General features: G+C 71.1%; 17 protein-coding genes. 7 read left to right on the forward strand and 10 right to left on the reverse strand.

The window, feature by feature from the left end; all coding sequences use genetic code 11:
* The first annotated feature begins 144 nt into the window (after window positions 1–144).
* A complete protein-coding gene (locus FHY05_RS21850) occupies window positions 145–711 on the forward strand; it encodes a hemerythrin domain-containing protein (RefSeq protein WP_183946591.1) in 567 nt (188 codons plus the stop codon).
* A 63-nt stretch (window positions 712–774) separates the two neighbouring features.
* Here FHY05_RS21850 and FHY05_RS21855 read toward each other — a convergent pair whose 3' ends face one another.
* The 3 genes from FHY05_RS21855 to FHY05_RS21865 all read right to left on the reverse strand — a co-directional run bounded on the left by FHY05_RS21855 (window position 775) and on the right by FHY05_RS21865 (window position 1,697).
* Window positions 775–981 (reverse strand): hypothetical protein, encoded by a 207-nt coding sequence (locus FHY05_RS21855; protein WP_183932234.1) that lies wholly within the window; start codon window positions 979–981, stop codon window positions 775–777.
* Between the two features lie 69 nt (window positions 982–1,050).
* On the reverse strand, window positions 1,051–1,536 hold the full coding sequence (locus tag FHY05_RS21860) for a GAF domain-containing protein (protein WP_183946593.1): 486 nt from the start codon (window positions 1,534–1,536) through the stop codon (window positions 1,051–1,053).
* The gene (locus tag FHY05_RS21865) at window positions 1,536–1,697 is read right to left on the reverse strand and encodes a hypothetical protein (RefSeq protein ID WP_183946595.1); all 162 of its coding nucleotides are present in this window, start codon (window positions 1,695–1,697) and stop codon (window positions 1,536–1,538) included. Before FHY05_RS21865 ends, FHY05_RS21860 begins: the two co-directional genes overlap by 1 nt.
* A gap of 227 nt (window positions 1,698–1,924) precedes the next feature.
* On the opposite strand from FHY05_RS21865, the gene FHY05_RS21870 reads away from it, so the two are divergent.
* A complete protein-coding gene (locus FHY05_RS21870; protein WP_183946597.1) occupies window positions 1,925–3,358 on the forward strand; it encodes a carboxylesterase/lipase family protein in 1,434 nt (477 codons plus the stop codon).
* Window positions 3,359–3,380: 22 nt separating this feature from the next.
* A complete protein-coding gene (locus FHY05_RS21875) occupies window positions 3,381–4,169 on the forward strand; it encodes a ThuA domain-containing protein (protein WP_183946599.1) in 789 nt (262 codons plus the stop codon).
* A gap of 368 nt (window positions 4,170–4,537) precedes the next feature.
* Here FHY05_RS21875 and FHY05_RS21880 read toward each other — a convergent pair whose 3' ends face one another.
* Window positions 4,538–5,401, reverse strand: a complete 864-nt coding sequence (locus tag FHY05_RS21880) for a fumarylacetoacetate hydrolase family protein (protein ID WP_183946601.1) — start codon at window positions 5,399–5,401, stop codon at window positions 4,538–4,540.
* A 121-nt stretch (window positions 5,402–5,522) separates the two neighbouring features.
* On the opposite strand from FHY05_RS21880, the gene lldD reads away from it, so the two are divergent.
* Window positions 5,523–6,671: an FMN-dependent L-lactate dehydrogenase LldD gene (lldD, locus tag FHY05_RS21885; protein ID WP_183946602.1), complete on the forward strand. Its 1,149-nt coding sequence runs from the start codon at window positions 5,523–5,525 to the stop codon at window positions 6,669–6,671.
* 6 nt (window positions 6,672–6,677) lie between these two features.
* Here lldD and FHY05_RS21890 read toward each other — a convergent pair whose 3' ends face one another.
* Window positions 6,678–7,451 (reverse strand): hypothetical protein, encoded by a 774-nt coding sequence (locus tag FHY05_RS21890; RefSeq protein ID WP_183946603.1) that lies wholly within the window; start codon window positions 7,449–7,451, stop codon window positions 6,678–6,680.
* Between the two features lie 239 nt (window positions 7,452–7,690).
* Window positions 7,691–9,061 carry a cation:proton antiporter gene (locus FHY05_RS21895; RefSeq protein WP_183946604.1) on the reverse strand — a complete coding sequence of 457 codons (1,371 nt, stop codon included), beginning with the start codon at window positions 9,059–9,061 and terminating at the stop codon, window positions 7,691–7,693.
* Between the two features lie 203 nt (window positions 9,062–9,264).
* Here FHY05_RS21895 and FHY05_RS21900 point away from each other — a divergent pair, with 203 nt between their 5' ends.
* Window positions 9,265–9,498: a type II toxin-antitoxin system Phd/YefM family antitoxin gene (locus FHY05_RS21900; protein ID WP_183946606.1), complete on the forward strand. Its 234-nt coding sequence runs from the start codon at window positions 9,265–9,267 to the stop codon at window positions 9,496–9,498.
* A complete protein-coding gene (locus FHY05_RS21905) occupies window positions 9,498–9,995 on the forward strand; it encodes a PIN domain-containing protein (RefSeq protein WP_183946608.1) in 498 nt (165 codons plus the stop codon). Before FHY05_RS21900 ends, FHY05_RS21905 begins: the two co-directional genes overlap by 1 nt.
* Here the strand turns inward: FHY05_RS21905 and FHY05_RS21910 are convergent.
* The gene (locus FHY05_RS21910; RefSeq protein WP_183946610.1) at window positions 9,970–11,499 is read right to left on the reverse strand and encodes a tryptophan halogenase family protein; all 1,530 of its coding nucleotides are present in this window, start codon (window positions 11,497–11,499) and stop codon (window positions 9,970–9,972) included. The genes FHY05_RS21905 and FHY05_RS21910 overlap by 26 nt on opposite strands.
* 237 nt (window positions 11,500–11,736) lie before the next feature.
* On the opposite strand from FHY05_RS21910, the gene FHY05_RS21915 reads away from it, so the two are divergent.
* Complete coding sequence (locus FHY05_RS21915; RefSeq protein WP_183946612.1) at window positions 11,737–12,684, forward strand: alpha/beta hydrolase; 948 nt, start codon at window positions 11,737–11,739, stop codon at window positions 12,682–12,684.
* A gap of 216 nt (window positions 12,685–12,900) precedes the next feature.
* Here the strand turns inward: FHY05_RS21915 and FHY05_RS21920 are convergent, their stop codons facing one another.
* Genes FHY05_RS21920 through FHY05_RS21930 form a run of 3 tightly spaced genes read right to left on the reverse strand, consistent with a single transcriptional unit; the run spans window position 12,901 to window position 17,474 of the window.
* Complete coding sequence (locus FHY05_RS21920) at window positions 12,901–13,887, reverse strand: nuclease (protein ID WP_183946614.1); 987 nt, start codon at window positions 13,885–13,887, stop codon at window positions 12,901–12,903.
* 15 nt (window positions 13,888–13,902) lie between these two features.
* Window positions 13,903–15,039, reverse strand: a complete 1,137-nt coding sequence (locus tag FHY05_RS21925) for a YdcF family protein (RefSeq protein ID WP_311732554.1) — start codon at window positions 15,037–15,039, stop codon at window positions 13,903–13,905.
* Window positions 15,036–17,474 carry a TonB-dependent receptor gene (locus FHY05_RS21930; RefSeq protein ID WP_183946617.1) on the reverse strand — a complete coding sequence of 813 codons (2,439 nt, stop codon included), beginning with the start codon at window positions 17,472–17,474 and terminating at the stop codon, window positions 15,036–15,038. Before FHY05_RS21930 ends, FHY05_RS21925 begins: the two co-directional genes overlap by 4 nt.
* Window positions 17,475–17,886 lie beyond the last annotated feature (412 nt).

Here is a 17,886-nt window from a genome sequence, read left to right on the forward strand (position 1 = left end):
CGGTTCCTCTCGTCGCGGAGCGCGAGCGGTGCTTCACAACCTCGATCAGTCATTTTCCGGGCGGACGCGGCGGCCGAGGACTTCTCACATCGGAACAGGTACTTAGCGCCGTCGTTCCAGCGCCAAGCAGCAGGAGCGAGAGCGATGACGACGACCAGCGACGCACAGGCCGCACGCGGCCGAACCCTGGCCCTGACCGCAGCGGTCGGCGTGGCCGCGGGACTGGCGGCCAACCTGCTGCGCAAGGCCGCGGTGCAGGCCCCGACCGTCTTCGCGGGCCCCTGGGACGAGGCGCTCGCCGCCGAACATGCCGCCGCGCTCAAGCTCTTCGACGCGCTCGAGAAGACCGACGAGAACGCCACCAGACGCCGCACATTGCTGCTCGCGCAGCTCAAGCACGCGATCGCCAAGCACGCGTTCCAGGAAGAGAATGTGGTCTACGCCGAGATGCGCGAGCACGGCCTCACCGAGGGCGCGGACCAGCTCAACCACGAACACGGCTACGTGAAGCAGTTCTTCTTCGAGCTCGGTGCGATGGCCAAGGACGATCCCGCCTGGCTGCCCAAGCTGCGCGAGTTCCGCGCGATGATCGAGGAGCATATGCGCGAGGAGGAGGAAGACCTGTTCCCGTCGCTGCGCGCGCAGCTCAGCGACGAGCAGAACCGCTCGGTGACCGCGGCGATGAACCGCGAGGGCCTGATCCTGGCGTGAGAGCGCTCGCCTGATGCGATCACCGCCGCCTCCCTCGCGCGGGAGCCGGCGGTGATCACGTGTCTACTCGCCGACGACCCCGCGTCCGGCCACCTTCTCATAGCCCGACAGTTCGTCGCCCACCGCTACCTTGGCGGCGAGGTCGTCCGCGCGGGCGCGGTCCTTGGCGGCGCGCTTCGGATCGTCCTTGTCGGCGTCCGGATCGGCGGCGCCGACGTTGGGGCTGTCCGGCACGTACAGGACGGGCTGTTCCTCGCGTTCGTCTGACATGATCGTCTCCTTCGGCTGCACCAACGCGTCGAGCGGCGGCGGGTGCCAGAAGGTTCGGACCGGCCGCGCCTAGAGCGCCATGATCCGTTCCGCGTGGCGGGCGAGATGAGTCAGGTCATAGATGTCGAACAGGCCGAGCCGCGGTCGCGTGTCGGCGACGCACAACGCCCCCAGCGCGAAGCCGGCGTGATCGACCAGTGGGACGCCGGCGTAGAAGCGGATGTGCGGATGGCCCACCACCGAGGGGTTGGCGACGAAGCGACGATCGCCGCGCGCGTCCGCGACGATCATCGGCTCGCCCGGGCGAAGGATGGTGTGGCCGCAGAAGGAATGCGCGCGCGGCCCCTCGTCGCCCGCGATCCCGACGCGCGCAGCGAGCCACTGGCGCGAGCGGTCCACCACGGAGATCGCCGCGATCGGCGCGCGCGCGAGCCGCGCCGCCTCCTCGACGATCCGTTGCAACTCGGGATTGCGCGGGCGCAGGACGATCCCGCAGGCGTCGACCGCGCGCTGACGTGATGGCTCCCCGGCGGGGAGCGGGGCGGCGATGCCCATCAGATCACCACGTCGGCGCTGGGACGCGGCGGGAAGCGCAGCTTGGCCTCCATCTCGCGCATGTAGCGCTCCACTTCCTGCGCGGCCTTGATATCGGTCAGCGAGCCCGCCACGCGTGCCGCCACTTCCAGCTCGTTCTTGAGCTTGCGCGGATCGTCCACGAGAGCTCTCCTATCGCTGTGATTGTGACAGACGATCTGCCATAAAAGTCCTAAGAGAGAGTTAAGAACGTTATTAATGAGGCGGTAACCATCGGCTAACCGCCCCGACTGCAACGAAAATGCGCGAGCCGTCGCGGTCGGCGGGATCGCGCCAGTTGACGTCGCGGCGGAGGCGGGGAAGGTAGAGGGCGCGCCGAGCCAGGCACGGCCGCAGGGGAGGAAGACGGATGACCAAGCCGATCGCCGCGGCGCTGACCGCGCTGCTCATCGCCGCGCCCGTGTCGGCGCAGCCGGGCACGACGGTCCGCACCGACGCCGGCCCGGTGCGCGGCGCGGTGATCGACGGCGTGGCGAGCTGGAAGGGCATCCCCTTCGCGGCCCCGCCGGTAGGCGCGCTGCGCTGGCGCGCGCCGCAGCCGGTCACGCGCTGGACGGCGGTGCGCGACGCCACGCGCTACGCTTCCGACTGCATGCAGCTTCCGTTCCCCAGCGATGCCGCGCCGCTCGGCACCACGCCATCCGAGGACTGCCTCTACGCCAACGTGTGGAAGCCGGCCGCCGCCGAGGGCAAGCTGCCGGTGCTGGTGTGGATCTACGGCGGCGGTTTCGTCAACGGCGGCGCCTCGCCGCCCACCTATGCCGGCGCCAACATGGCCAGGCGGGGCGTCCTGTTCGTCAGCTTCAACTACCGGCTCGGCCGGTTCGGCAGCTTCGCGCTGCCGCAGCTCAGCCAGGCGAACGCCGACGGCGGCCGGCTCGGCAATTACGGCACGATGGACCAGATCGCGGCGCTGCACTGGGTCCAGCGCAACATCGCCGCTTTCGGCGGCGACCCGGCCAAGGTGACGATCGTCGGCGAGAGCGCGGGCGGCATGTCGGTGCACCAGCTCGTCACCTCGCCGCTCGCACGCGGCCTGTTCCGCCAGGCTTTCGTGATGTCCGGCGGCGACGGCCACCCCGACCCGAGCGGCAAGGCGCTCGCCGACGCGGAGCGGATCGGCGCCAACTTCGCGCGCGCCAAGGGCATCGATCCCGCGGCGCCCGACGCGCTCGAGCGGCTGCGCGCGCTGCCGGGGGAGCAGGTGGTCGACGGGCTCAACCTCGCGTCGATGGCGCCGCGCGACGCCGCCGCGCCGACCTATTCGGGCCCGTTCATCGACGGGAAGGTGGTGGTCGACCTGGGCGCCGCCTACGACCAGGACCGGTTCGCGCGCGTGCCGATGCTGATCGGCGCCACCAGCGCGGACATCGGCGGGCGGACCGGCTATATGGTCGCGGGTGCGCGCGACGCCGCCGCGCGGCTCGCCGCCAAGGGCGTGCCGGTGTGGGCGTACCGCTTCTCTTATGTCGCCAGCTCGATCGGCAAGCCCGGCGCGCAGCACGCCACCGACATCCCCTTCTTCTTCGACAATGCCGCGATCAAATACGGCGCGCAGACCAGCCCGCGCGACGTCGCGATGGGGCATGCCATGGCGCAGTATGTCGCCAACTTCGTGAAGACCGGCGATCCCAACGGCGCCGGCCTGCCGCGCTGGCCGCGCTACGATCGCGCCGCCGACACGATCGCGGACTTCGCCGCCGACGGGACAACGGTGGTGGCGCGCGACCCGTGGGGCGCCGAGATCGACCAGGCACGCACCGCCGCGACGCCGGCACGATGACGTTCAACACAGGAGAGATGGGATGCGACTGATCGCGATGCTCGGGGCGCTGGCACTGGCGCAGGCCGCCCCCGACCCGCACCTGCCGACGCCGACGCTCGACACCAACCCCCCGACGCTGCCCGCCGGGATCGAGCGCGGCGTGCTGATCGTCAGCAAGACCAACGGCTGGCGCCACTTCGAGCATATCCCGCACTCGAACGAGGTGCTCGCGGACATCGCGCGCGGGCTCGGTCGCAAGAGCTTCCAGACCGAGAATGGCGCGGTCTTCAACGACGAGGCGCTCAAGCATTTCTCGGTGGTGGTGCTCAACAGCGCCTCGGGCGAGTTCCTGACCCCCGAGCAGCAGGCGGCGTTCCAGCGCTTCGTCGCGCGCGGCGGCGGTGTGGTCGCGCTCCACGCCGCTGGCGACAACAGCCACAAGTCGCCCTGGTACGTCGACACGATCATCGGCACCGAGTTCATCGGCCACCCCAACGGCGCCGACCATATCCAGCGCGCGACGATCCTGGTCGACCAGCCGCGCCATCCGGTGATGGCCGGGGTGAAGCTGCCCTGGACCTCGAGCGACGAATGGTATTCGTTCAGCGGCGATCCCAGCCAGCACGGCATGACCGTGCTCGCCCGTGTCGACGAGGCGAGCTATCGCACCGGCGACAAGCTGAGCATGGGCAAGCACCCGATCATGTGGGTGAATCCGCGCGCAAAGGGGCATGTCTTCTACTCGGCGCTCGGGCATGACGCGGCCAATTACGACGACCCCAATTATCGCCGCGTGCTGACCAACGCGATCCGCTGGGCGGCGAAGTAGCGGGCCGACAGAGCGCCGCAGGCGACGCGGCGCTCTGCCGAGGCTCGGCGGTGCGGGTGTCGCGCTCTGTTTCATCGAGATGACGGGAACGCCCATCGTCTTCCGTCATCCCGGCCTTGAGCCGGGATCCATCCAGCCGCGAGAGCAACGTCTTCGGCTCTCGCGACACCATGGATCCCGGAACAAGTCCGGCATGACGAAGGGGGCGAACGCGTCCCTTGTGCTCCCGCGCACGCGGGAGCCCAGAGCAGCGGACAGTAACGAGCTCCCGCGCACGCGGGAGCCCAAGGGGCAGGCGGCGCCGTCGGGGCCCTGGGCTCCGGCGTTCGCCGGAGCACGGTGACGGCTCAGCTGCGGCGGATACGACGCTAGCCGATTCGCTCACGCGACCAGGCGACGAACTCCTGGCGCTGCTCGCCCACCTTCTCGATGCCGAGCTCGACCACGTCGCCGGCCTTGAGATACCAGGGCTCGGGCTTCTGGCCGAGGCCGACGCCCGGCGGCGTGCCGGTCGTGATGATGTCACCCGGCTCCAGCGTCATGAACTGCGAGCAGTAAGCGACGATCTGCGCGACGGTGAAGATCATCGTCGACGTCGACCCGTCCTGCACGCGCTTGCCGTTGACCGACAGCCACAGGCCGAGCTGCTGCGGGTCGCCCACCTCGTCGGCGGTGACGAGCCACGGCCCGACGGGGCCGAAGGTGGGGAAGCCCTTGCCCTTGTCCCAGGTCGGCCCGCGCTCCTGCTGCCAATGGCGCTCGGACACGTCGTTGACGACGAGATAGCCGGCGACATGGTCGAGCGCGTCGGCCTCCTCGACGTAGCTGGCGCGCGTGCCGATCACGACGCCGAGCTCGACCTCCCAGTCGGTCTTCCTGCTGTCGCGCGGGATCACCACCGGGTCGTTGGCGCCCTGAAGGCAGTTGACCCATTTGTTGAAGACGACGGGCTCGGCCGGGATCGGCAGGTTCGACTCGGCCGCGTGGTCGGCATAGTTGAGCCCGATCGCGACGAACTTCTGCGAGCCCGCGACGGGCACGCCGTAGCGCGGCGTGCCCTCCACCAGCGGCAGCGTCGCGGGATCGAGCGCGGCGAGGCGCGCGAGCGCGGCGGGGGCGAGCTCGGCGCCGGTCAGGTCGGTGACCACGCCCGACAAATCGCGCAGCGCGCCGTCGGCGTCGACCAGCGCGGGCTTCTCGGCGCCCTTCGCACCGTAGCGGCAGAGTTTCATCGTGATCACCTCAGGGCTGGAGGAAGCGGGTCGGGCACGCGGACGTTGCCATCCGCCGCCAGTGGATGCAGGTTGCACCTATGCGCTACAGCGCGCCACCGCCTTCGTGAACCCAAACCCCATGACAATCGTCGCGTCCACCCTCGATTTTCGCGCGCTCGCGCGGCGCCGCCTGCCGCCCTTCCTGTTCGAATATATCGACGGCGGATCGTACAGCGAGACGACGCTGCGGCGGAACGTCGCCGATCTCGAGACGATCGCGCTGCGCCAGCGCGTGCTGCGCGACATCGGCACGCTCGATCCTTCCACCGAGCTGTTCGGCCGGCGAATGGCGCTGCCCGTGGCGCTCGCGCCGATCGGGCTGGCGGGGATGAACGCGCGCCGCGGCGAGGTGCAGGCGGCGCGCGCGGCGGAGAAAGCGGGGGTGCCCTTCTGCCTCTCCACCGTCTCGGCCTGCCCGATCGACGAGGTGGCGCGCGGCACGACGCGGCCCTTCTGGTTCCAGCTCTACATGATCCGCGACCGCGGCTTCATGCGCGACCTGCTCGCTCAGGCCCGTGCGGCCGAGTGCAGCGCCTTAGTGTTCACGGTGGACATGCCGGTGCCGGGGTCGCGCTACCGCGACTATCGCTCCGGGCTGGCGGGGGCGAGCGGCTGGCGCGGCGCGGCGCGGCGGTTCGGGCAGGCGCTGCGTCACCCGCGCTGGGCGTGGGACGTCGGCGTCCACGGCCGCCCGCACCATCTCGGCAACGTCGCGCCGGTGCTCGGCAATTCCAGCGGGCTGGAGGATTTCCTCGGCTGGATGCGCGAGAATTTCGATCCGACGGTGACGTGGCGCGACCTCGACTGGGTCCGCCGGGAGTGGGACGGGCCGCTGATCCTCAAGGGCGTGCTCGACGCCGAGGACGCGCGCGAGGCGGCGGCGCTCGGCGCGGACGGGCTGGTGGTGTCCAATCACGGCGGTCGCCAGCTCGACGGCACGCCCTCGACCGCGCGCGCGCTGCCGGCGATCGCGGCGGCGGTGGGAGACCGGCTCACCGTGCTCGCCGACGGTGGGGTGCGCACCGGGCTCGACGTGGTGCGGATGCTCGCGCTCGGTGCGAAGGGCGTGCTGCTCGGCCGCGCCTGGGCCTATGCGCTCGCCGCCGGTGGCGAGGCGGGGGTGGCGCGGATGCTCGCGCTGATCGAGGCCGAGATGCGCGTCGCGATGGCGCTCACCGGCTGCACGAACGTCGCGGCGATCGGCCCGGACGTGCTCGTGCGCGACTGACCTGACTCATCGCGCCGGCGCGGCGGGGGCGAGGCGCGCGCAGACGGGCGCGCGGCGGCGAAGCGCGGCGCCGGTGGGCACCCGTCCGACCTGGATCACGCTCCGGCTCTCGTCGTCCGAGAGGAACAGGCCGTCACCATCGGCATAGAGCAGCCGGGCGTGGCCGATCAGCACCGGGTAGACGCAACGCTGGCCGAACGGCGTGGCGAACAGGCTCGCCGCGCGCGCTGGCGCGCTGGCACCGAAGGGTGACGCCGCCGCGCCGAGCGCGACCAGCGCGATCGTCGCGCTGAGGCATAGGAGAAACCAGCCCAGCGGACGGACGTGCGTCTCGATGACGGTATGATCGCGGGTGAGCTGCGCGGCGGCCAGCGCGATGACGATCAGCGTGGCGAACACCGCGATGAGCAGCTGGAACACGCCGTCGACGGTGACGATGGCGTAAGCGCAGAGCGCGATGCCGAGTATCTCGGCTGCGAGCTTCCGCGAGCGCGGGGCGCGCTGGATCTGGCCCCGCACGAGCAGTTCGGAGACCGGCCAGACCAGCGTCGCCGCGATCACCACCACCGCGGCGAGGACGAGCAGCGAGGGGCCGAGACCCAGCCAGCCCGCGGTCGCCACCTCGGAGACGTCGAAGGCGCCGAGTCCCTCTACCCCGGCGGGCGCGAAGGCCCCCAGGCTGAGCAGGACGCCGCCGACGTAGAAGAGGATCGGCAGTACCACCACGATCGGCGCGATCCAGTGGAGCAGCCGGCGCGACTTGCGTGCGACACCCTTCACCGCGGGCGCACCGCGGTGAGCAGGGGGCAGTTGGGCGAGGGGCGAGGGCGAAGCATGGCGACCGTGTCGCCGCGCGGTCCTCCCGCTTCAAGATTAAGCCTGCGCTAGGCATCCGCCAGGTCGCACCGCTCACGCTTAGTCCGTTGCACTACCGCGTCCTAGCGGTCGTCACCGCGTCCTAGCGGTCGTCACCCCCTGACCCGGCGTGGCGACCCTCGCCTGCCCAGGTCGATCCGCCGTCAGCTCGCTTCGGCGTAGCTCCGGTCGAGTCGCGCCAGTTCGCCGTTCTCGCGCCCGCGGCGGCCGTAGAAGAGCTCGAACAGCGGGCTCGCCATCATCGTCGTCACGATCGCCATCAGCACCAGCATCGAGAACAGCGTCGGGCCGATGATCCCCTTCTGCAGCCCGATGTTGATGATGATCAGCTCCATCAGCCCGCGCGAGTTCATCAGCGCGCCGATCCCCAGCGCGGTGCGGTTGTCCTCGCCGGAGAGCCGCGCGGCGAGATAGCAGGCGCCGCCCTTGGCGATCACCGAGGCGGCGAGCACGCCGAGCGCGATCAGCAGCAGCTCGGACGAGTTCACCATGTCCATCCGCGTGTTCAGCCCCGAATAGGTGAAGAACATCGGCAGCAGCAGCACCACCGTGAGCGGCTCGAGCTTGCGCTTGATCTCGGCGGTGAGCAGCCCGCGCGGCATCACCGCGCCGAGGATGAAGCCGCCGAAGATCGCGTGGATGCCCACCACGTCCATCAGGAAGGCGGAGAAGCAGAAGGCGATCATCACGACCGCGAAGCTGGTGAGGCTCAGCTCGCCCTCGCGCTCGACCTTGCGCGCCAGCGGAGCGAGCAGCCGCGGCCCGGCGAGCACCACGAACAGCGCCCAGAGCAGCCCGCCGCCGATCGCCAGGATGGCGACACCCGCGCCACCGCCGAAGGTGGCGAGCACCACCGCCAGCACGCACCAGGAGCAGGCGTCGTCGAACGCGCCCGCGGTGAGCGACAGCGTGCCGAGCGAGCTGTCCGCCAGCCCGCGCTCGTTGATGATCCGCGCCAGCATCGGGAAGGCGGTGAGCGCGATGCACGCGCCCAGGAACAAGGTGGCGTTCGCCTGGCTGATCCCGCTCGCGAACAGCCCGGGCACGCCGAGCAGCAGGGGGGTGATCAGCACCGCGATCAGGAACGGCGCCGCGATCCCGGCCATCGACACGAACGAGGCGCTGCGCGCCTTGGTGCGGAAATGGTCGAGCCGCAGCGTGGTGCCGACCAGGAACATGTAGAGCCCGACGCCCAGCTGCGCGCCGGCGTAGAGCACGTTCTTGGTCTCCTTCGGGAAGATGGCCCCCTGTAGCCCGGGGAAGAGCAGCCCGAGCAGCGAGGGCCCGAGCACCACGCCCGCGATCATCTCGCCCACCACCTGCGGTTGCCCGAGCAGCTTCTGGCCGAGCCAGCCCACCACCCGACACGCCACCAGGATCACCGCGAGCTGGAGGAAGAAGTGGATCGAGAAGTCACCCGGCGCGTAGCTGTGCGCCGCCGCCACGGTGGCGGGCCCATGCGGTTCGAGCACGTTCGCCACGGTGTTCCCCAGGCTTCCCAGCCAGTCGCTCATTCGATCCTCCCCCGGCGGGCACGCGCCCGCTCTCGCGGTGCGGAGAAGAGGCCGGCGCCGCCGCACGCGCAAGGTGCAGCGCGCGGCCGTCGCGCGATTTCTCGGCGACCGGCCAGAAGCGTTGCGGCGTGGCCACGATGTAGTAACGTACCTACACTGAGAGGCGGCATCGGACCGCCCTTCGAGGTGGAGACGACAGGCCCATGCGCACGCTTTCCAGCCGCGCGTTCAACCAGGACGTCAGCCAGGCCAAGCGACTCGCCGCGCAGGAGCCGGTGCTCATCACCGACCGCGGGCGGCCGACGCACGTGCTGCTCAGCTTCGAGTCGTTTCGCCAGCTCGCCGGGCAGGGTGACTCGCTCGCCGACCAGCTCGCCGCGCCCGAGCCGATGACGGTCGAGCCTGACTGGCGCGCGATCACGCGCTGGGCGCGCTGATGCACCTGCTGGACACCGAGCTGGTCTGGGCCTTGCGCGGTGCGAAGGCCGGAACGTGCGACCCGGCGGTGGCGGAGTGGGCGGCGGGGCAGGCGCGCACCGCTGTGTTCGTCTCGGCGCTGACGCTCGGTGAGCTGGTCGCCGCGGCGGTGCAGATCGAGCGAGTCGACGAGGCCGCCGCGGCCTCGGCGCGCGGCTGGGCCGAGGAGATCGTGCCGCGTGCCTTCGACGGGCGCGTGCTCGCGGTCGACGCGGCGGTGGCGCGCCGCGCCGCGACGCTGGGCTACGCCGAGCCGCGCGACGCGCTGCTCGCCGCGACCGCGCTGGAGCACCGGCTCGCGATCGCGACGCCGCATCCGGCGCGCTACCGGGCAGGGAAGGTGCGCACCGTCGATCCCTGGCGCTACGTGCCGGGCACGAGCGAGGAGGCGCTCGACTGGCGCGAGGCCGCGCGGGGCGGCCCGCTGTGGCTCAGGAGCCTGTTCGCGCGGGGCTGAGCGTGCCGGCGAGTTGCTCGACCAAGGCGCGGTGCGACGGCAGCTCGCGCGCGGCGCGCTCGCCATAGGCGCGAACCCGCGCGAAGAGCCGTCCGGCGCGCGCGGTCGCGGCGGCGTCCGCCGCGCCCGCGTCGGTGGCGAAGCCCATGCCGTAGAGGATGTACTGATAGTTGAAGTGGGCGAAGGTCTCGCTCTCGAGCTGGAGGTCGAAGCGACTGGGCGGGCGGTGCCGCCACTGCTCGAGCCAGGCGGCGAGCCGGGGCGGCAGCGTCGCGGGGTCGGCGTTGTCGCGCCAGAACGGCTCGGTGCGTCGGCTGAGGCAGTAGTGCAGCTTCAGGAAAGCGGCGATATTCTCGTAGCGCTCGGCCATCAGCGCGTTGAACCGCGCCGCGCTGCGATCGACCGGGCCGCGCGGCGGCAGCAGCTCGGCGATCATCGCCGCGGCGGCCTCGATCAGCACCACGCCGGTCGACTCGAGCGGCTCGAGGAAGCCACCCGCCAACCCGACCGCGACGCAATTGCCGATCCAGGCGCGCTCCTGCCAGCCGGGGACGAAGGTGATGCGGCGCGGGGCGAGTTCGGCGGGGTCGCGCCGCAGATAACGCGCGAGGATCGCCTCCGCGCCCGCGTCGTCGAGGTAGCGGCTGGCATAGACGCAGCCGATCCCGCGCGCGCCGGCGAGCCCGATGTCCCACAGCCAGCCGGCGCCGTGCGCGGTGGCGAGCGTGGCGCTCTCGATCGGCACGTCGGGTGCGGCATAGGGGAGCTTGCACGTCAGCGCGCGGTCGGTGAACAGCTGGTCGGCCACCGAGTGGAAGCGCGCGTCGGGCAGGCGCCCGATCAGCTCGGCGCGGAACCCGGTACAGTCGACGTAGAGGTCGGCCGTCAGCGTGCCGGCGTCGCTCTCGACCCGCGCGATCGTGCCATCCTCGGCGAGCACCAGGTCGCGCAGACGGCCGCTCAGGTGCCGCACGCCGAGCGTGCGCGCCCGCTCTGCCAGCAGCGCGGCCAGGCGCACCGCGTCAAAGTGGAAGGCGTAGGTGAGCGGTCCGGCGAAGTCGCCCTCGCCGGGCTGTTTGGGCGCGCGGCGCGCGGCGGCGACCCGGTGCTGGATCGTCACCGCCTCGGCGAACGGCGCGCGTACCGTCTCGTCCTGCCGCAGCCAGTCGGTGACGAGGCCGGGTTCGGGCTGGAACGGCGCGTCGAAGGGGTGGAAGTAGCTGTGCGGGGCGCCGTCCGCGTCGGGTTGCCAACCCGTGAAGCGGACGCCTTGCTTGAAGGTGGCGCCCGCTTCACGGACGAACGCGACCTCGTCGATGCCGAGGAAACGCAACGTCTCGCGGATCGTCGGGAAGGTGCCCTCACCGACGCCGATCGTGCCGATCTCGGGCGACTCGAGCAGCGTCACCGCCACGGCGGTGCCGAGCGCGCGCGCCAGATAGGCGGCGGTGAGCCAGCCGGCGGTCCCGCCGCCGACGATCAGCACGTGGCGCTGGTGCGACATCGCACGGGCTTAGCGCAGCGTGGGGGCGAATGTCAGCCGCGCTGATGCGGCGGCGGTGCGGGTCTCAGGGGGCATGAGTCCGCGTCCTCTCTCACCCTCATCCCGGCGCAGGACGCGATGCCTGCGCCGGGACGAGGGATGTCGAAGTGGACGCACAAGCAGGAAGTCGGCTCGCCACTGGACTCCGGCAAAATCTCGCAATAGCGTTCGGTGTTAACGATAACATCGGAGAGAGACATGCGCCGTTCTACCAGGCTCGATCTCGGTCGCCGGCTGTGCTTCAGCGCCGCGGCCGTCGTCGCTATCACCGTCAGCCTTCCCGCCGCCGCGCAGGACGACGCCATGACGCCGATCGCCGCGCCGGCCCAGCAGGGAGCGCTACCGCTCGGCACCGGCGCGCTGCCCGGCGCCGCCGTGAAGGAATCGTGGTTCCGCCAGTATGGGAGCACCTTCGCCCGCAACGTCACCGAGGCGACGCTCACCCCTTTCCTGCCCGATCCCGCGCGCGCCAGCGGCGCGGCGGTGATCGTGGCGCCCGGCGGCGGCTTCCGCACGCTGTCGATGGACAATGAGGGCTATGACGTCGCACGCGCACTCGCCGCACGCGGTGTCGCCGCCTTCGTGCTCAAGTACCGGCTCAACCAGACTCCGGCCGAGATGAACGCGTTCGCCGAGTCGATGCGCGCGATGTTCTCGGGCACCGCGGCGCGGCCGCCGCGCCCCGACGCGGCGACGATGGCGACACAACTGGCGCCGCAGCTCGCCGACTCGCGCGCGGCCTTCGCGCTGGTGCGCCGTCGTGCCGCCGAGTGGCACGTCGACCCGAGCAAGATCGGCATGGTCGGCTTCTCGGCGGGCGCGATGCTGACGCTGGCGACGACGCTCACGCCGGGCGATGCCAAGCCCGCCTTCATCGGCACGATCTACGGCCCGCTCACCGGCGTGACGGTGCCGGCGGAGGCGCCGCCGCTGTTCGTCGCCCTGGCGGCAGACGATCCCTTCTTCGCCAACGGCGGCTTCGGGCTGATCGAGCGCTGGCGCGAGGCGAAGCGGCCGGTCGAGTTCCACCTCTACGAGCAGGGCGGCCACGGCTTCGGCATGTACCCGAAGACGACGACGAGCACCGGATGGTTCGATGCCTTCGCGCGCTGGCTGACGATGCACGGGATGATGAAGGCGGGCTGACGGGGGACGCCGCGCCACGCGCCACGCCCAGCATAGGTGATGCCAGCCTGGAGCCGGCATACGTGGATCCGGAGCTGTAAGGCGGCGTGCACCTCGGCTGGTCTGATCGGTCGCCGTGTCGCTCACGTGGTGTCGCGCAGCGATGAGGGAGGCCGCTTCCTCTTCCATCGCGGCCGACCGGCGTCGCGCGCCACCATGGATCCCGGGTCGAGGCCGCTACGGCGCCGCCGGCGCCGATCCCGTCGCGGGATCGAACGCCGGCGCCGCGAGGTCGAGCGGGTCGGGCAGGTCGCGCCGCGGCGCCGACGCGCTCTCGCGCCAGGCCCGCGCGATCATGTCGCGCAGCATCGCCGCGCCGCTCGCCGCGCGTTCGATCACCAGCGCCCGCACCGCGGCGTCCGTCGGGTCGGCGAAGCCGCCGCGCTTCTCGAGCTGGTAGGTCAGCGCCACTTTGTCGCCCGCCACGTCGAGATAGGCCAGCACCGCGTCGAACAGATCGCCTCCCTCGTGGCCGAGCGGCGCCACGTGCGGCGCGAGGTCGCGCTCGCTCAGACCGATTCGGTCGACGAAGCCGCTCTCGAAGCGGCCGTGGACGCTCCGGTCGCGCGTGTAGCCGTTCGGATTGTCGCCGACCCAGCCGTCGTGATGGACCGAGTCGTGCATCGGCTGGGCGCCATCGCCGATATAGTGGCCGAGCAGCGCGACCTCATAGGTCGCCTGCCCCTCGGCGAGCACCCGGGCACGGCGGTCGCTGCCTGCCGCCCTCACCGCGCGCATCGCGACCACCAGCCTGCCGTAGCTCTCCATCGCGGCGTAGGGCAACGTACCGGTCCAGCGCACATTGGTGCGCGCCGCGCGCGCCGGGTCGCTCGCCTGGAGTCGCTCGTGCTCGCGATAGAGCGCGATGACGAAGGCGTAGCGTGAGCGCGGGATCGGGCGGAGGAAGGCGAACTGCTCGCGGAACCAGCCGTGATTCGGATCCTCCTCGATCTTGCTGAACGGTTCGCTCGCGGCGCGCCAGCTGTCGGGCAGCGTGGCCGAGTCAGCGATCGTGTCGGCGTGGCGGCGCAGGAACAGCGGACCGTCGGCGGGCAGCGCGGCCAGCGCGGCGCGATCGATCGCGGCGTGCGCGCGATGCCCCCAGGCGAGCGCCGGGGCGGGGGCGAGCCATAGCGTAGCGGCGAGCAGGGCGGGCAGGCGCATCAGCGTTTCCTCGCGTCAGGGATCGAGTGGATCGAGCGGGTCGACGCGGAGCGACTCGTGCGCCGGGCGGAACTCGATCGCGGTGGGCGAGCGCCGCGGGCCGATCGTGCCGGGCGCGTAGCCGAGCTCGCGCCGGTTGCGCTCCGCGAAAGCGGCGCCCTCGATGTAGCGGCTCTGCTCGGGGTTGCAGACGATCAATGCCGGCCGGTCGAGCGGGGCGCCGAGCGCGGCCAGCTCGCGCGTCGCGTCGCGCAGGTTGGTGGTGGTGTGACGGGCATAGGGCTCGAGCACGATCGCCTCGGGCGGCACGCCGTAGCGCTCGACCAGCGCGCGCCGCATCTCGACCGCCTCGGTGAAGCGAGTCGCACGCGGGTGGGCGCGACCGCCGCTGACGATGATCAGCGCGGTGTCGCCCGCGGCGTAGCGCGCGGCGGCGAGGCGGACGTGGTACTGGCCACCGGGGCTCAGCGGCATGTCGGGGACCTCGGGGCCGATCCCGGTGACGATCAGCGCGGTGTAGCGGTAGCGCGCCCAGTCGAGCGCGCGGGCGCGGCGGCGCGCGGCAGCGTCGAGGGCGACGTCACCGCGAACCGCGTCGGTGCGGTCGTTGGTCTGGAGCAGCGCGAGCGCCAGCTCGACGCCGGGATCGAGCGCCCCCGCGCGCGGGGTGGCGGCGAGCGCGACGGCGGCGCGCGACCGTGTCTTCGCCTCGGCGCTGTCGGGAACGACCTCAGGTCCGTCGATCGCCGGGTAGCGCGGCGCGACCCCGAGCGCGTAGGTGTCGAGGATCGCGGTGACGCCGCGCAGCTCGCGGCCGAGCTGCGCGGCGGGGCCGTCATCGCCCACGGCGGGGAGCGCGGCGGCGCGCGCGGCTGCCGCGGCGGCGAGCGAGTCGATCTCCGCCGCCTCCCACCGCGAAGCGCGCGCGACGCACGCGGCGTCGTCGCCGCAGGCGCTCACCCGCCCGGCACGGGCGCGCCGCAGCGGCTCGGGCAGGGCAGCCGGGCCGAGCCGCGCGAGCAGCGGGAACAGCCGCGCCGCCAGCGCCTCGCTCGCGCGGTCGCGCACCGGCGCGGCGGCCGCACCGATGGGCGCGCCGCCGGCGAGCGGTAAAGCCGCCGCCAGCAGTACGGCGAGCGCGCGGCGGCTCACCACGAGCGGGTCACCACCAGTCGCACGTTGCGCCCGAAGATCGGCCGCCCGTAGATCGCGTCGGCGGTGCCTTGGCCGCTGAGACTGTCCGTGCGCGTGTTCCCCTCCGTCAGCCCCTTGGCGTTGGTGAGGTTGTCGCCGACCACCTGCACCTGCCAGTCGCCCCGCGTCGCGGTCACCCCCGCCCCGAAGGTGGAGTAGGAGGGCAGCGCGGTGTTGTTGTAGATGTCGACGTAGCGCCTCCCCATGTAGTTCCAGCGGCCGTACAGGTCGACGTCGGTGTCACCCGCGGCGAAGCGGAAGGTCGGGCGCAGGTTGCCGTAGACCCTGGGCTCGCGCACGATCTGCTTGCCCTCGGCGGCCTGCGGGTCGGCCCCGGTGCTGCTGCGGAAGTTGCGATACTCGGGGCTGCTCACGGTCAGCGCGGCGTTGAGCTGGAACCAGTCGGTCGCCCTGAGCAGGCCGTCGAGCTCGACGCCCTTGATCTGCGCCTCGCCGATGAAGGGCACGTTCACGTCGTTGCGCCCCGTGGTCGGGTCGAAGGCGAGGAACGAGGCGTTGAGCGGGTCGAAGTTGGTGTAGAAGCCGGTGGCGTAGAGGTAGGATCCGCCCGACTGCAGCTTGATGCCGACCTCATATTGGTCGGCCTTGGTGGTGATGATCGTCGGGTTGATCGTGTAGGTCACCTGCATCGACGGCGGCGTCTCGAGGTGCGAGGCGCGCGCGTAGAGGCCGAAGTGGCGCGTGAAGTCGTAGTTCACGCCCGCGGTCCAGTTGGTGATGTTCGGCTTGAGCGTGCGGTTAGTGACGGTCCCGGTGAAACCGCGCGTGGCATTGTCCGCCAGCGTGGTCGGGTCGCCGAGATTGTACTGTGCGGTGTTGGCAGCGTACCCGGCATAGTCGTAGCGCTCGTGGCGGATGCCCGCGTCGACGCGCAGCCCGCGCACGATTTCCCAGGTGTCGTTGGCGTAGACCGCGACCATCTTGGCGTCGGCGTCGCCCTTGGTGAGCGTCGCGGCATAGTTGAGCGCGCCATTGTCCGTGACGCGGCCCAGCACCGCGCCCGTCGCGGAGTAAGCGATCAGGTCGAGCGTGCGCGGCTTGCCCGCCACCTCGATCAGATAGTTCTGGTAGATCGACTCCGCGCTGGCGCCATAGGCGCTGGCATAGACGCCGACCTTGAGGTCGTGCCGCCCGATCGCGGTGTCGAAGGCGCGCGCGACGCTCAGGTCGCCCTGCGCCGAGTAGAAGCGCGAGTGGATGTCGCGATACTGGCCCTGCACCACCAGTCCCGAGGCGGCATAGGGATCGTAGGCCGTGGTGGTCCCGGCGAGCACGTAACCCATCGACGCGACCGGTCCGAAGGCGGTGCGTGAGGCGGCGAGATAGGAGTTGGCGAAGGCGTTGCCGTCGCTCGGGTTGGTGGTCGAGTAGAAAGCGGTGAAGTCGAGCCGCCCCTTGGTGAAGCCCGCTCTCGCCGAGATCAGCCAGTCGCCGAGATCGGCGTCATATTGCACGCCGGCGCTGAACATCTGCATGTGGCGCCCGGTGGCGAGGTCACTCGAGCGGCCCTGGATCACGCCGGCGCCGTCGCGATACTTGAGGTTGACGTCGCGCAGCGCGGGCGAGTTCATCGTGCCGCTGAAATAATCGATGTAGCGGTCGAGCGAGCGGCTCGGGTCGCGCGGGTCCGCGGTCGGGATCGGCAGATAGAAGACGTTGTGGTCGTTGACGTAGTTGGCGCTCACCTTGAGCGTGCCGGTGCCCGTGTCGTGGGTGAGGTTGGCGCGGATCTGCCCGCCGCGGTCGTTCGGGAAACCGTTGTCGCGATAGCCGTCGTGGTAGCGCAGGAAGCCGCCGATCGCGTAATGCGTGTCGTCGGTCAGCCTGCCCGACTGGACCGCGTCGAGCCGGTATAGCCCGGTGTCGCCGAGGGTCACGCGTGCCTTGCCCCGCGACTCGTCGCGGCCGGTGACGGTCACCGCGTTGACGATCGCGCCCGAGTAGCTGGCGTAGACGGGGGCTGGGCCGCCGCGCACCACCTCGAGCCGCTCGGTCATCAGGTCGGGGCGGACGAGCGCGTCGCCGCGGAAGAAGAAGCCGTCGTTCTCGTGAAACAGCGGCAGGCCGTCCTGCTGGAAGCTGACGAAGCCGCCGTCGTTGGGCAGGCCGCGGATGCGGTAGATGTTCTGTACCTCGCCGCCCGTCGACTCGGTCTGGAAGCCGGGGAGCTGGCCGATCAGGTCGGCGGTGTTGAGCGGCGCGATGCGCTGGATCTCCTCCTGCGAGACCGAGTTGATCGCGTAGGAGACGTCGAAGCGGCGCTCGGCGCGGGTCGAGCCGGTGACGATGATGTCGTCCGCCGCGGGTTCGGCGCTCTGCGCCGCCGCCGCCTCCTGTGCCAGCGCGGCGGGCGCCGCCAGACAGGCGGCCATAGCGGCCGTGCAAGCGAGCACGTGCTTTCTCACGATGAATCCCCAATATGTCGTTGGTACGGTGTTGACCCGTCGCGAGGGGCTAGGTCCGGCTGGTGACGGTCGGGTGACAATCCCGCGTCTTCTGAGTGACATGCGATCGGTTCCGCCGCCCGCGCCCCTTTTTTGCATTTTTCCGTTGACGGCATGTTGGACCGCCCATATAAGCCGACTTCTCGACGGGGCGGGCCACTCGCTGGAACGCTCCGCCGGCTAGCGCTAGATCAGGTGCCAGCGTCGCTCCGGTAAAAGGGAGTTCGACGGGGCGCCGGTTTTATGCGGTTCTTTGACATTGTAGGTTTAGATGAAGGGACATGTGGACGGTGGTCTGCGGGGTCTGCGCATGCAAGGTGCGTGGGCGTCGTTAGAGACT

It is taken from the genome of Sphingomonas sp. BK580 (assembly GCF_014194975.1).
Classification (GTDB): Bacteria; Pseudomonadota; Alphaproteobacteria; order Sphingomonadales; family Sphingomonadaceae; genus Sphingomonas.

Bases quoted from the DNA above. Each gene is read 5' to 3' on its own strand.
- FHY05_RS21900 (WP_183946606.1), top strand. From the start codon at position 9,265: ATGCGCACGCTTTCCAGCCGCGCGTTCAACCAGGACGTCAGCCAGGCC.
- FHY05_RS21875 (WP_183946599.1), top strand. From the start codon at position 3,381: ATGCGACTGATCGCGATGCTCGGGGCGCTGGCACTGGCGCAGGCCGCC.
- FHY05_RS21870 (WP_183946597.1), top strand. From the start codon at position 1,925: ATGACCAAGCCGATCGCCGCGGCGCTGACCGCGCTGCTCATCGCCGCG.
- FHY05_RS21855 (WP_183932234.1), bottom strand. From the start codon at position 981: ATGTCAGACGAACGCGAGGAACAGCCCGTCCTGTACGTGCCGGACAGC.
- FHY05_RS21915 (WP_183946612.1), top strand. From the start codon at position 11,737: ATGCGCCGTTCTACCAGGCTCGATCTCGGTCGCCGGCTGTGCTTCAGC.
- FHY05_RS21910 (WP_183946610.1), bottom strand. From the start codon at position 11,499: ATGTCGCACCAGCGCCACGTGCTGATCGTCGGCGGCGGGACCGCCGGC.
- FHY05_RS21850 (WP_183946591.1), top strand. From the start codon at position 145: ATGACGACGACCAGCGACGCACAGGCCGCACGCGGCCGAACCCTGGCC.
- FHY05_RS21880 (WP_183946601.1), bottom strand. From the start codon at position 5,401: ATGAAACTCTGCCGCTACGGTGCGAAGGGCGCCGAGAAGCCCGCGCTG.
- lldD (WP_183946602.1), top strand. From the start codon at position 5,523: ATGACAATCGTCGCGTCCACCCTCGATTTTCGCGCGCTCGCGCGGCGC.
- FHY05_RS21860 (WP_183946593.1), bottom strand. From the start codon at position 1,536: ATGGGCATCGCCGCCCCGCTCCCCGCCGGGGAGCCATCACGTCAGCGC.
- FHY05_RS21920 (WP_183946614.1), bottom strand. From the start codon at position 13,887: ATGCGCCTGCCCGCCCTGCTCGCCGCTACGCTATGGCTCGCCCCCGCC.
- FHY05_RS21905 (WP_183946608.1), top strand. From the start codon at position 9,498: ATGCACCTGCTGGACACCGAGCTGGTCTGGGCCTTGCGCGGTGCGAAG.
- FHY05_RS21895 (WP_183946604.1), bottom strand. From the start codon at position 9,061: ATGAGCGACTGGCTGGGAAGCCTGGGGAACACCGTGGCGAACGTGCTC.
- FHY05_RS21930 (WP_183946617.1), bottom strand. From the start codon at position 17,474: ATGGCCGCCTGTCTGGCGGCGCCCGCCGCGCTGGCACAGGAGGCGGCG.